This is a genomic window from Burkholderia diffusa (assembly GCF_902499115.1).
In the GTDB taxonomy this organism is placed as follows: domain Bacteria; phylum Pseudomonadota; class Gammaproteobacteria; order Burkholderiales; family Burkholderiaceae; genus Burkholderia; species Burkholderia diffusa.
In genome coordinates this window covers 1-12,750 of sequence record NZ_CABVPN010000042.1, presented here as the reverse complement: position 1 = coordinate 12,750, position 12,750 = coordinate 1, and the positions used below count along the sequence as shown (strand labels likewise).

At 67.8% G+C, this 12,750-nt stretch carries 9 protein-coding genes; 5 read left to right on the top strand and 4 right to left on the bottom strand.

Annotated features, from left to right (window positions below; genetic code table 11):
- Positions 1-10: 10 nt before the first annotated feature.
- The 4 genes from dapE to dapC all read right to left on the bottom strand — a co-directional run bounded on the left by dapE (position 11) and on the right by dapC (position 3,711).
- Positions 11-1,150 (bottom strand): succinyl-diaminopimelate desuccinylase, encoded by a 1,140-nt coding sequence (gene dapE, locus BTE28158_RS30460; protein ID WP_151050571.1) that lies wholly within the window; start codon positions 1,148-1,150, stop codon positions 11-13.
- Positions 1,151-1,238: 88 nt separating this feature from the next.
- Positions 1,239-1,607: an ArsC family reductase gene (locus BTE28158_RS30455; protein WP_044847939.1), complete on the bottom strand. Its 369-nt coding sequence runs from the start codon at positions 1,605-1,607 to the stop codon at positions 1,239-1,241.
- Positions 1,607-2,434 (bottom strand): 2,3,4,5-tetrahydropyridine-2,6-dicarboxylate N-succinyltransferase, encoded by an 828-nt coding sequence (gene dapD, locus BTE28158_RS30450; RefSeq protein ID WP_006478479.1) that lies wholly within the window; start codon positions 2,432-2,434, stop codon positions 1,607-1,609. Before dapD ends, BTE28158_RS30455 begins: the two co-directional genes overlap by 1 nt.
- A gap of 44 nt (positions 2,435-2,478) precedes the next feature.
- Positions 2,479-3,711 carry a succinyldiaminopimelate transaminase gene (gene dapC / locus BTE28158_RS30445; protein WP_124902304.1) on the bottom strand — a complete coding sequence of 411 codons (1,233 nt, stop codon included), beginning with the start codon at positions 3,709-3,711 and terminating at the stop codon, positions 2,479-2,481.
- A 157-nt stretch (positions 3,712-3,868) separates the two neighbouring features.
- Here dapC and BTE28158_RS30440 point away from each other — a divergent pair, with 157 nt between their 5' ends.
- From BTE28158_RS30440 to def, 5 genes are all read left to right on the top strand, one after another.
- Complete coding sequence (locus tag BTE28158_RS30440; RefSeq protein WP_151050569.1) at positions 3,869-4,810, top strand: DMT family transporter; 942 nt, start codon at positions 3,869-3,871, stop codon at positions 4,808-4,810.
- A 139-nt stretch (positions 4,811-4,949) separates the two neighbouring features.
- Positions 4,950-8,462, top strand: coding sequence for a chromosome segregation protein SMC (gene smc / locus BTE28158_RS30435; RefSeq protein WP_151050567.1), 3,513 nt, complete (start codon positions 4,950-4,952; stop codon positions 8,460-8,462).
- A gap of 85 nt (positions 8,463-8,547) precedes the next feature.
- Positions 8,548-9,843: a cell division protein ZipA C-terminal FtsZ-binding domain-containing protein gene (locus BTE28158_RS30430; protein ID WP_174920257.1), complete on the top strand. Its 1,296-nt coding sequence runs from the start codon at positions 8,548-8,550 to the stop codon at positions 9,841-9,843.
- Between the two features lie 171 nt (positions 9,844-10,014).
- Positions 10,015-12,090 (top strand): NAD-dependent DNA ligase LigA, encoded by a 2,076-nt coding sequence (gene ligA, locus BTE28158_RS30425; protein ID WP_151052471.1) that lies wholly within the window; start codon positions 10,015-10,017, stop codon positions 12,088-12,090.
- Positions 12,087-12,620, top strand: coding sequence for a peptide deformylase (def, locus tag BTE28158_RS30420; RefSeq protein ID WP_059511077.1), 534 nt, complete (start codon positions 12,087-12,089; stop codon positions 12,618-12,620). Before ligA ends, def begins: the two co-directional genes overlap by 4 nt.
- The last annotated feature ends 130 nt before the right edge of the window (positions 12,621-12,750 follow it).

The following is a 12,750-nucleotide window of genomic DNA, read 5'->3' as shown; positions in this document are numbered from 1 at the left end:
CGAGGCTCCATCAGGCAATCAGTTGTTCGAGCACGCGGCGGTACACGTTCTTCAGCGGGTCGACGAAGCGCACGTCGATGTGTTCGTCGATCTTGTGGATGCTGCCGTTCGGCGGGCCGAACTCGATCACCTGCGGGCAGATGCGCGCGATGAAGCGCCCGTCGGACGTGCCGCCCGTCGTCGACAGTTCGGTCGTGAGGCCGGTTTCGGCGCGGATCGCGTTCTCCAGCGCGTTCGACAGGTCGCCGCGCGGCGTGAGGAACGGCAGGCCGCTCACCGACCACTTCAGCGTGTACTCGAGGCCGTGCTTGTCGAGAATCGCATGCACGCGTGCCTGCAGGCCCTCGACGGTGCTCGCCGTCGAAAAGCGGAAGTTGAACATCAGGTCCGCGTGGCCGGGAATCACGTTGGTTGCGCCGGTGCCTGCATGCAGGTTCGACACCTGCCAGGTGGTCGGCGGGAAGTATTCATTGCCTTCGTCCCACTGTTCGGCGGCGAGCTCGGCGAGCGCCGGCGCGAGCAGGTGGATCGGGTTCTTCGCGAGGTGCGGGTATGCGATGTGGCCCTGCACGCCCTTGACGATCAGTTCGCCCGACATCGAGCCGCGTCGGCCGTTCTTCACGACGTCGCCGAGTTCGGCGGTCGACGTCGGCTCGCCGACGATGCAGTAGTCGAGGCGTTCGCCGCGTGCTTCGAGCAGCTCGACGACCTTCACGGTGCCGTCGGTGGCCGGGCCTTCCTCGTCGCTCGTGATCAGGAACGCGATCGCGCCGCGATGGCCGGGGTGGGCCGCGACGAATTCCTCGGAGGCGACGACGAACGCCGCGAGCGACGTCTTCATGTCGGCCGCGCCGCGGCCGTACAACTTGCCGTCGCGATGTGCGGGAATAAACGGCGGCGAGGTCCACTGCTCGAGCGGGCCGGTCGGCACGACGTCGGTGTGACCCGCGAACGCGAGCAGCTTGCCGTCGCGGCCGTCGGTGCCGCGCTTGACGGCCCACAGGTTGGTCACGCCGTGCGACGCGATGGTCTCGCATTCGAAGCCGAGCGCGGCGAGGCGCTTGGTCATGATCTGCTGGCAATGCTGGTCGTCGGGCGTGACGGACGCGCGGGCGATCAGCTGTTCGGTAAGGGCTAGGGTGGCGGACATGGTTCGGACCACTTTCGATAAAAAATGCCGGCGCGGTGGCCGGCAGCGAGGGGACGTCGTGCGCGGCGCGGGCGCAGCGCGGGCGGCCCTAGGCGGCAAACAGCGCCGCGTACTGATCGGCCACGAAACCGAGCGATTTCACGCGGCCGTTGACGACGAGCACGGGGCGCTTGATGACCGACGGCTTGTGGATCATCAGCGCAACGGCGCCGGACTTCGTTTCCGCGGCAGCCTTCATCGCATCGTCCAGGCCGCGCCACGTCGTGCCGCGCTTGTTGACGAGCGCGTCGAGCGACACGTCCTTCAGCCAGTCCTCGACGAGCGGTGCGCTGACGCCGAGCTTCTTGAAGTCGTGGAACTCGAACTCGACGCCGTGATCGTCGAGCCACACGCGGGCCTTCTTCACGGTGTCGCAGTTCGGAATGCCGTAGACGACCACGGTGCGCGGCTTGGCCATCAGTCGCCTCGCAGCAGCTCGTTCAGGCCGACCTTGGCGCGAGTCTTCGCGTCGACCTTCTTCACGATCACCGCGCAGTACAGGCTGTGCGAGCCGTCCTTCGACGGCAGGTTGCCGGCGACGACGACCGAGCCGGCCGGGATGCGGCCATAGCTGACTTCACCCGTTTCGCGATCGTAGATCTTCGTGCTCTGGCCGAGGTACACGCCCATGGAGATCACGGAGTTTTCCTCGACGATCACGCCTTCGACGACTTCCGAGCGCGCGCCGATGAAGCAGTTGTCTTCGATGATGACGGGGTTCGCCTGCAGCGGCTCGAGCACGCCGCCGATGCCGACGCCGCCCGACAGGTGCACGTTCTTGCCGATCTGCGCGCACGAGCCGACCGTGGCCCACGTGTCGACCATCGTGCCTTCGTCGACGTACGCGCCGATGTTGGTGTACGACGGCATCAGCACGACGTTCTTCGCGATGAACGAGCCGCGGCGCGCGATGGCCGGCGGCACGACGCGGAAACCGCCCGCGGCGAAGTCTTCGGCCGTGTAGTTCGCGAACTTCGACGGCACCTTGTCGTAGAACTGCGAGTAGCCGCCGGCCGGCATCGGTGCGTTGTCCTCCAGGCGGAACGACAGCAGCACGGCCTTCTTCAGCCACTGGTGCACGGTCCAGTTGCCGTCGATTTTCTCGGCGACGCGCAGCGCACCCTTGTCGAGTTGCTCGATCGCGTGCGCGACGGCCTCGCGAACGTCGGCGGGCGCGGCCTTCGGCGACAGCTCGGCGCGGTTTTCCCAGGCGGTATCGATGATTTGCTGAAGTTGTTGCGACATGTTCGTTTTCGCAGGAGATGAATGGAATTGATCGGGATGGACGATTACCGCGCGAGAGCCCGGCAGAAATCGACGATGCGTTGCGCGCCCTCGACGCATTCGGGGGTGCCCGCGACGAGCGCGATCCGGATGAAATCGCGGCCCGGGTTGGTACCGTGCGCATCGCGCGCCAGGTACGAGCCGGGCAGAACCGTCACATTATAGTCGGCGTACAGGCGCCGGGCGAACTCGGTGTCCGACAGCCCGGTGCGCGACACGTTGGCCCACAGGTAGAACGCGGCGTCGGGCAGCTTCACGTCGATCACGTCGGCCAGCATCGGCGTGACCGTGCTGAACTTCTGCAAATACAGCGCGCGGTTTTCGCGCACGTGCGCCTCGTCGTTCCACGCGGCGATGCTCGCGTGCTGCCAGACCGGCGACAGCGCGGCGCCGTGGTACGTGCGGTAGAGCAGGAATTTCTTCAGCAGCGCGGCGTCGCCGGCGACGAAGCCCGAGCGCATGCCCGGCACGTTCGAGCGCTTCGACAGGCTCGACAGCATCACGAGCCGCTCGAAGCCGCGACCGAGGCGATGCGCGGCCTCGAGGCCGCCGAGCGGGGGTGCCGCTTCGTCGAAATAGATCTCCGAATAGCACTCGTCGGATGCGATCACGAAGCCGTGGCGGTCGGACAGCGCGAACAGCTCGCGCCAGTCGTCGAGCGTCAGCACGGCACCCGTCGGGTTGCCCGGCGAGCACACGTACAGCAGCTGAGTGCGCGCCCAGACTTCATCGGGCACGGCCGCGTAGTCGCACGCGAAGTTGCGCGCCGGGTCGCTGTTCGCGAAATAGGGTTCGGCACCGGCCAGCAGCGCCGCGCCTTCGTAAATTTGATAGAACGGATTCGGACAGAGTACGATCGCCTTCTTGCCGTCCGTGGTCGGGCGTGCGTCGATCACCGTTTGCGCGAGCGAGAACAAAGCCTCGCGCGACCCCGACACGGGCAGCACCTGCGTGGCCGGGTCGATCGCCGGCAGCCCGTAGCGGCGTTCCAGCCAGTGTGCGATCGACGTGCGCAGCGCGTCCGAGCCCGCCGTGGCCGGATACGACGCGAGGCCGTCGAGTGAAGCAACCACGGCGTCGCGGATCAGCGCCGGAGTCGGGTGCTTGGGCTCGCCGATGCCGAAGCTGATCGGTTTCAGGCCGGCGGAGGGCGTCACGTCCTTGAACAGGGCGCGCAGCTTTTCGAAGGGATAGGGCTGGAGCGAGTCGAGTCGAGGGTTCACGGGCGAAGCGGCCATCGCGGCCGGTTGGAGCGAAAGGGGCGGCGCGGGTGCCGCACGGCAGCGAGCGGGCGCCTACGGCGCGCGGGTCGCAGCGGACGATTATAGCGTGATGCAATGCGGTCACGGCCCGCCGGAACGGCGGCCGGGCCGGTCGAATAAAGGGTGTCGAACAATGAACAACGCGGTACGCGGCAGCCTGCCGACGCTGGCCATCCTGATCGGCGCGTCGGTATGGGGCCTGATCTGGTATCCGCTGCGGATCCTCGCGTCGCTCGGGCTCACCGGCACGCTGGCGAGCGCGCTGACGAGCGCCGTCGCTTTCCTGTTCGTGGTTGTCGTGCGGCACCGCACGATCGCCACGCTGCGCTGGCACTGGGTGCTGCCAGGCATCGCGATCACGGCGGGCGTGACGAACCTCGGCTTCGTGTGGGGCACGATCCACGGTGAAGTGCTGCGCGTGATGCTGCTGTTCTACCTGACGCCCGCCTGGACCGCGATCTACGCGCACTTCCTGCTGCGCGAGCGGCTGACCTGGGCCGGCGTGGGGCTCGCGGCGCTGTCGATCGGCGGCGCCATGCTGATGCTGTGGTCGCCGAACCTCGGCATGCCGCTGCCGGCCAATCCGGCCGAATGGGCGGGGCTCGCGGCCGGCCTGAGTTTCGCGATGAGCAACGTGCTCGTGATCAAGGCGAGCCGCGAGCTGCCGGACATGCGCGCCGAAATGCGCACGGCGACGCTGTTCGGCGGCGCAGCGGTGTTCGGCGCGATCGCATCGCTGTTCGAGGGGCTGCCGGCCGCGCCTGCGGGCGGTCAGCTCGGCGTCGCCGCGCTGATCGTCGCCGCGATCGGCGTGACGATGGCGGCGAACAACCTGCTCGTGCAATATGGCCTCGCGCGTGTGCCGGCGAATCGCGCGTCGATCATCATGCTGTTCGAGATCGTGATCACCGCGCTGTCCGCGTGGGTGTTCGCGAACGAACTGCCGACGGCGCGCGAGTGGGTGGGCGGTGCGTGCATCGTGCTGGCGACGCTGCTGTCGAGCCGGGTCCATCGTGCCGCGCCGGCGTCGGGCAAACCCGGCGACGGGCGGGACGGCGCACGCGCGATGGTATGATGGAAGCCGTTTGCGGGGCCCAACGCTGGATGCGCGCGGCCCCGCTTTTGAATTCCGGGGCGCATCGCGCGCACGGGCCGTCCGGCCCCGCGCGTCGCGGCCCCGTCCGTTTCACACCTTCTTCACATCCGATACCGCCGTGCGTCTGAGCTCGATCAAACTCGCTGGCTTCAAATCCTTTGTCGATCCCACGCATTTCCAGGTTCCGGGCCAGCTTGTCGGCGTGGTGGGCCCGAACGGGTGCGGCAAGTCCAACATCATCGATGCCGTGCGCTGGGTGCTCGGCGAGTCGCGCGCGTCCGAGCTGCGCGGCGAGTCGATGCAGGACGTGATCTTCAACGGCTCGACCGCACGCAAGCCCGGCAGCCGGGCCAGCGTCGAACTGATCTTCGACAACTCCGACGGCCGCGCGGCCGGGCAGTGGGGCCAGTACGGCGAGATCGCCGTGAAGCGCGTGCTGACGCGCGACGGCACGTCGAGCTACTACATCAACAACCTGCCGGCGCGCCGCCGCGACATCCAGGACATCTTCCTCGGCACGGGCCTCGGCCCACGCGCGTACGCGATCATCGGCCAGGGCATGATCGCGCGGATCATCGAGGCGAAGCCGGAAGAGTTGCGCGTGTTCCTCGAGGAAGCCGCGGGCGTGTCGAAGTACAAGGAGCGCCGCCGCGAGACCGAGAACCGCCTGCACGACACGCGCGAGAACCTGACGCGCGTCGAGGACATCGTCCGCGAGCTCGGCGCCAACCTCGAGAAACTCGAGGCGCAGGCCGTCGTCGCGACCAAATACAAGGAACTCGTCGCCGACGGCGAGGAGAAGCAGCGCCTGTTGTGGCTGCTGCGCAAGAACGAGGCCGCGAGCGAGCAGCAGAAGCAGCAGCGCGCGATCGAGCAGGCGCAGATCGACCTCGAGGCGCAGACGGCGAAGCTGCGCGAGGTCGAGTCGCAGCTCGAGACGTTGCGGGTCGCGCATTATTCGGCGAGCGACGCGATGCAGGGCGCGCAGGGCGCGCTCTACGAGGCGAACGCCGAAGTGAGCCGCCTCGAGGCCGAGATCAAGTTCATCGTCGAATCGCGCAACCGCGTGCAGGCGCAGATCGCCGCGCTGAACGCGCAGCGCGAGCAATGGCGCGCGCAGGCCGAGAAGGCGCAGGACGAGCTCGAGGAAGCCGAAGAGGCGCGCGCGATGGCCGACGAGAAGGCCGCGCTCGCTGAAGACAACGCGGCCGCGAAGCACGACGCGCTGCCGGCGCTCGAGGCGAAATGGCGCGATGCGCAGGCGCAGCTCAACGACGAGCGCGCGCGGATCGCGCAGACCGAACAGTCGCTGAAGCTCGAGGCCGCGCACCAGCGCAATGCCGACCAGCAGCTCCAGCAGCTTCAGCAACGCCACGAGCGCCTGAAGTCCGAGGCGGGCGGGCTCGACGCGCCGGACGAAGCGCAGCTCGAGGAGTTGCGCATGCAGCTCGCCGAGCAGGAAGAGATTCTCGCGGAAGCCCAGGCACGCCTGACCGATGCGCAGGACGCGCTGCCGCGCCTCGACGGCGAACGCCGTGCCGCGCAGGAGCGCGTGCAGGCCGAAAGCGCGCAGATCCACCAGCTCGAGGCGCGGCTCGCCGCGCTCAAGCAGCTGCAGGAGAACGTGCAGACCGAAGGCAAGATCCAGCCGTGGCTCGACAAGCACGAGCTCGGCGCGCTGCCGCGTCTCTGGAAGAAGCTGCACGTCGAGGCTGGCTGGGAAGCCGCGCTCGAGGCCGTGCTGCGCGAGCGCCTGGCGGCGCTCGAAGTGTCGAATCTCGACTGGGTGAAGGCGTTCGCGACTGATGCGCCGCCCGCGAAGCTCGCGTTCTACGCGCCGCCCGCGGCAGGTGAGCCGCCGGCCGCCGCGGCCGGGCTGCGCCCGGTGCTGTCGCTCGTGCGCATCGACGATGCGGGCATCCGTGCGGTGCTGAACGACTGGCTCGGCAACGTATACGTCGCCGACGACGTCGCGCAGGCGCTCGCGACGCGCGCGCAACTGCCGGCCGGCGGCGCGTTCGTCGTCAAGGCCGGCCACATCGTCACGCGTGTCGGCGTGCAGTTGTACGCGGCCGATTCGGAGCAGGCCGGGATGCTGGCCCGCCAGCAGGAAATCGAGAACCTGACGCGCCAGGTGCGCGCGCAGGCGCTGCTCGCCGACGAGGCCCGCACCGCCGCCGTGCGGGCGGAGGCCGCGCATACGCAGGCCACGCAGGCGCTCGGTGACGTGCGCGCGCAGGCCGAACGCGCGACGCAGCGCGTGCACGCACTGCAGATGGACGTGCTGAAGCTCGCGCAGGCGCATGAGCGCTACATGCAGCGCAGCACGCAGATCCGCGAGGAGCTCGAGGAAATCGGCGCGCAGATCGACGAGCAGCGTGCGCTGCGCGCGGAATCGGAAGCGAATTTCGAGCGTTTCGACGGCGAACTCGCCGAACTGCAGGCGCGCTTCGAGGACAACCAGCTCGCATTCGAGGCGCTCGACGAATCGCTGACGCAGGCGCGCCAGGAAGCGCGCGACCTCGAGCGCGGCGCGAACGACGCACGCTTTGCCGCGCGCAACGCGGTCACGCGGATCGACGAGCTCAAGCGCAGCATCCAGGTCGCGCACGAGCAGAGCGAGCGCGTCGCCGCGTCGCTGGAAGATGCGCGCGCCGAACTCGAAACGATCAACGAGCAGACCGCGCACACGGGCCTGCAGGATGCGCTCGAAATTCGCGCGGTGAAGGAAGAGGCGTTGCAGGCCGCGCGGATCGAACTCGACGACCTGACGGCAAAGCTGCGCGCCTCGGACGAGCAGCGTCTCGTCGCCGAGCGTTCGCTGCAGCCGCTGCGGGACCGCATCACCGAGCTGCAGCTGAAGGAGCAGGCCGCGCGCCTGTCCGTCGAGCAGTTCGCCGAGCAGCTCGCGGCGGCCGAGGTCGACGAGGAAGCGCTGCGCGAGAAGCTGACGCCGGACCTGAAGCCGTCGTATCTGCAGGGCGAGGTCACGCGCCTGAACAACGCGATCAACGCGCTGGGTCCGGTCAACATGGCCGCGCTCGACGAACTGAAGGCCGCGAGCGAGCGCAAGGTGTTCCTCGATGCGCAGTCGGCCGACCTGACCGACGCGATCACGACGCTCGAGGATGCGATCCACAAGATCGACCAGGAAACCCGCACGCTGCTGCAGGGCACCTTCGACGAGGTCAACCGTCACTTCAGCGATCTGTTCCCGCGCCTGTTCGGCGGCGGCCAGGCGAAGCTGATCATGACGGGCGACGAGATCCTCGATGCGGGCGTGCAGGTGATGGCGCAGCCGCCGGGCAAGAAGAACGCGACCATCCACCTGCTGTCGGGCGGCGAAAAGGCGCTGACCGCGACCGCGCTGGTGTTCGCGATGTTCCAGCTGAACCCGGCGCCGTTCTGTCTGCTCGACGAGGTCGACGCGCCGCTCGACGACGCGAACACCGAGCGTTTCGCGAATCTGGTGCGCGCGATGTCCGACAAGACGCAGTTCCTCTTCATCTCGCACAACAAGATCGCGATGGAGATGGCGCAGCAGCTGATCGGCGTGACGATGCAGGAGCAGGGCGTGTCGCGGATCGTCGCGGTGGACATGGAAACCGCCGCGGGTTTTGCCCAGAATTGACGTTTGACGAAACCGGACCGCGTTCGCGTGGCGCATGGGCGCCCGTTCGCGAGTCCGACGAACAAGAATTGCTGATGGAGCGTGCATGGACGAGTTGACACTCGGATTGATCGGCGCGGGCGCCGTCGTGGTGGGCGGCGTCGTGGTCTACAACGCCTGGCAGAGCGCGAAGGTGCGGCGCAGGATGCCTCGCCCGATGCCGGAAGAGACGGCCGAGGCGATGAATCGCCCCGAGCGCGACGAAGAGCTGCCGTTCATCGAGCCGGTGCGCCAGCCCGTGCGCCGCGAATCCGCGGCGCCGGCACCGGCCGCCGCTGCCGCGAGCGCATCCGGCGAAGCCGCGCGCGTCGAGCCGACCTTCGGCGGCGTGGCGCCTGCCGACACGCCGGCCGACCTGCAGGCCGAGGCCGCCGGGGTCGACGCGCCGTCGGCGTCGACCGAGTCGGCCGAGCAGGCCGTCGACGAAGGTGCGGTCGCCGCCACGCAGGAAGCACCGGCCGCCGATGCGTCGAACGAACCGGCTGAACCCGTGCTGCCGGCCGCGACGACGATTTCGTCGGCGCCGCCGGCGATCGTCGACCGCCGGATCGACTGCATCGTGCCGATTCGCCTCGGCGCGCCGTTGCCGGGCGACAAGATCCTGCCGGTCGCGCAGCGGCTGCGCCGCGCGGGCAGCAAGCCCGTGCATATCGAAGGCAAGCCGGAAGGCGGCCAGTGGGAGCTGCTGCAGAACGGCGTGCGCTATGAAGAGCTGCGCGCGGCCGCGCAGCTCGCGAACCGTAGCGGCGCGCTCAACGAACTCGAATTCTCCGAATTCGTGACGGGCGTCCAGCAGTTCGCCGACGCGATCGACGGCGCACCGGAATTCCCGGACATGATGGAGACGGTCGCGATGGCGCGCGAACTCGACGGCTTTGCCGCGCAGTGCGACGCGCAGTTGTCGATCAACGTGATGTCGGACGGCGCGCCGTGGTCGGCGAACTACGTGCAGGCCGTCGCTTCGCAGGACGGGCTGCTGCTCTCGCGTGACGGCACGCGCTTCGTGAAGCTCGACGCGAAGCAGAACCCCGTGTTCATGCTGCAGTTCGGCGACACGAACTTCCTGCGGGACGACCTGACCTACAAGGGCGGCAACATGATTACGCTGGTGCTCGACGTGCCGGTTGCCGAAGAGGACATCCTGCCGTTCCGGCTGATGTGCGACTACGCGAAGTCGCTGTCCGAGCGGATCGGTGCGCGGGTCGTCGACGATTCGCGCCGGCCGCTGCCGGAATCGACGCTGGTGGCGATCGACCAGCAACTCATGAAGCTGTACGCGAAGCTCGAGGAAGCGGGCATCCCGGCCGGTTCGCCGGTCACGCGCCGCCTCTTCAGCCAGTAACGCGTTTCACGGGCGACGGCTTGCGGTGCCGTCGCCCGTTGTCGTTGCAGCGCCGCACACACCGTCTGCGTGGACTGCAGCGGGCCTGCGCGGCACGCATCGCGTGCCCCCGCCGCGGCGTCAAACTGAGATAATCGAACATCCGATTTTTCAGAGCGAATTGCCGCCAGCATGGCCCGAACCCAAGCCGAACCGCCAGCCAGCCAGCCCGACGCGCGTGCCGCGTGGCTGCGCGATCAACTCGAGCGGGCGAATTACGCCTATTACGTGCTCGACCAGCCGGATCTGCCCGACGCCGAATATGACCGGCTCTTTGGCGAGCTGAAGCAGCTCGAAACCGATCATCCCGAACTCGTGACGCCCGATTCACCGACGCAGCGCGTCGGCGGCGAAGTGGCGAGCGGTTTCACGCCGGTCGTCCATGACGCGCCGATGCTGTCGTTGAACAACGGCTTCGCCGACGAGGACATCGTCGCGTTCGACAAGCGCGTCGCCGATGCGCTCGACAAGACGACCGATCTCGCCGGCTCGGTGACGGACCCGGTCGAATACGCATGCGAGCTGAAGTTCGACGGGCTCGCGATCTCGTTGCGCTACGAGCACGGCGTGTTCATGCAGGCATCGACGCGCGGCGACGGCACGACCGGCGAGGACGTGACGGAGAACGTCCGCACGATCCGTTCGATCCCGCTGAAGCTGAAGGGTAAGCACGTGCCGGCCGTGCTCGACGTGCGCGGCGAGGTGCTGATGTTCAAGCGCGATTTCGCACGCCTGAACGAACGCCAGCGCGCTGCCGAGCAGCGCGAATTCGCGAATCCGCGCAATGCGGCGGCCGGCAGCCTGCGCCAGCTCGATCCGAAGATCACCGCGCAGCGCCCGTTGTCGTTCTTCTCGTACGGGATCGGCGTGCTCGACGGGATGCCGATGCCGGACACGCACAGCGCGCTGCTCGACTGGTACGAAACGCTCGGCCTGCCGGTGAACCGCGAACGCGCGGTCGTGCGCGGCGCTGACGGCCTGCTCGATTTCTTCCGCAAGGTCGGCGAGAAGCGCGAGTCGCTGCCGTACGACATCGACGGCGTCGTCTACAAGGTCAACCGGCGCGACGAGCAGGACCGCCTCGGCTTCGTGTCGCGCGCGCCGCGCTTCGCGCTCGCGCACAAGTTCCCCGCGCAGGAAGCGTTGACGAAGCTCGTCGCGATCGACGTGCAGGTCGGCCGCACGGGCGCGATCACGCCGGTCGCACGGCTCGAACCGGTGTTCGTCGGCGGCGCGACGGTAACGAACGCGACGCTGCACAACGAGGACGAAGTGCGCCGCAAGGACATCCGGATCGGCGATACCGTGATCGTGCGGCGCGCGGGCGACGTGATCCCCGAAGTCGTCGGTGCGCTGCTCGACCGACGGCCAGCCGATGCGACCGAGTTCGTGATGCCGACCGAGTGCCCGGTGTGCGGCTCGAAGATCGAACGCCTGCCCGATGAGGCGATCGCGCGCTGCACGGGCGGCCTGTTCTGTCCGGCGCAGCGCAAGCAGGCGCTGTGGCACTTCGCGCAGCGCCGCGCGCTCGACATCGACGGGCTGGGAGAGAAGATCATCGATCAGCTCGTCGAACTGAACCTCGTGCGCACGCCGGCCGACCTGTTCAATCTCGGTTTCGCGACGCTCGCGGAACTCGACCGGTTCGCCGAGAAGTCCGCACAGAATCTACTCGACTCGCTCGAAAAGGCGAAGCATACGACGCTCGCGCGCTTCATCTACGGGCTCGGGATCCGCCATGTCGGCGAATCGACCGCGAAGGACCTCGCGAAGCATTTCGGGTCGCTGACTCCGATCATGGACGCGTCGATCGAGGAACTGCTCGAAGTGAACGACGTCGGACCGATCGTGGCCGAGTCGATTCACCAGTTCTTTGCGGAAGAGCACAACCGCACGGTGATCGAGCAGTTGCGTGCGCCCGGCAAGGTCACGTGGCCCGAAGGCCCGCCCGCGCCGAAGGCGCCGCAGGGCGTGCTCGCCGGCAAGACGGTCGTGCTGACGGGCACGCTGCCGACGCTCACGCGCGACGCCGCGAAGGAGATGCTCGAAGCGGCGGGCGCGAAAGTCGCGGGCTCGGTGTCGAAGAAGACGGATTACGTGGTCGCGGGCGCCGAAGCCGGCAGCAAGCTCGCCAAGGCCGAGGAACTCGGCATCCCCGTGCTGGACGAAGACGGACTGCACCAACTCCTGGAGGGCAACACGCCATGATTCGCGAGATCCTGAAGATGGGCGATCCGCGCCTGCTCGAAGTCGCCAAGCCGGTCGAGCGGTTCGATACCCCCGAACTGCACGAGATCGTCGCGGACATGTTCGAGACGATGCATCACGCGAACGGTGCAGGGCTTGCCGCGCCGCAAATCGGCGTCGGTCTGCAGATCATCATCTTCGGCTTCGGCAGCAACAACCGTTATCCGGACGCGCCGCCCGTGCCCGAGACGGTGCTGATCAACCCGAAGCTCGAGTACATGCCGCCGGATATGGAGGAGGGCTGGGAGGGCTGCCTGTCGGTGCCTGGCATGCGCGGCGTCGTCAGCCGCTATGCGAAGGTGCGCTACAGCGGCTTCGACCAGTTCGGCGCGAAGCTCGACCGTGTCGCCGAAGGCTTCCACGCGCGGGTCGTCCAGCACGAATACGATCACCTGATCGGCAAGCTGTATCCGATGCGGATCACCGACTTCACGCGCTTTGGCTTCACCGAAGTGTTGTTTCCAGGGCTTGATCCGGCCGACGACGACTGATCTTCTGCGGCCGCGCGCGCCGTCGCCGTACCGAAACGAAAAAGCCCGCTTGCGCGGTAATGCCGTTCAGTTAAGCGACTGAACGGCATTTTTGTTTTGGGGAAGGAATGGTTGTAAACGCTGCGCTGAG

Excerpts from the sequence above, each read along its gene's own strand:
- dapE (WP_151050571.1), bottom strand. The coding sequence starts at position 1,150 with ATGTCCGCCACCCTAGCCCTTACCGAACAGCTGATCGCCCGCGCGTCC.
- BTE28158_RS30455 (WP_044847939.1), bottom strand. The coding sequence starts at position 1,607 with ATGGCCAAGCCGCGCACCGTGGTCGTCTACGGCATTCCGAACTGCGAC.
- dapD (WP_006478479.1), bottom strand. The coding sequence starts at position 2,434 with ATGTCGCAACAACTTCAGCAAATCATCGATACCGCCTGGGAAAACCGC.
- dapC (WP_124902304.1), bottom strand. The coding sequence starts at position 3,711 with ATGGCCGCTTCGCCCGTGAACCCTCGACTCGACTCGCTCCAGCCCTAT.
- BTE28158_RS30440 (WP_151050569.1), top strand. The coding sequence starts at position 3,869 with ATGAACAACGCGGTACGCGGCAGCCTGCCGACGCTGGCCATCCTGATC.
- BTE28158_RS30430 (WP_174920257.1), top strand. The coding sequence starts at position 8,548 with ATGGACGAGTTGACACTCGGATTGATCGGCGCGGGCGCCGTCGTGGTG.
- ligA (WP_151052471.1), top strand. The coding sequence starts at position 10,015 with ATGGCCCGAACCCAAGCCGAACCGCCAGCCAGCCAGCCCGACGCGCGT.
- def (WP_059511077.1), top strand. The coding sequence starts at position 12,087 with ATGATTCGCGAGATCCTGAAGATGGGCGATCCGCGCCTGCTCGAAGTC.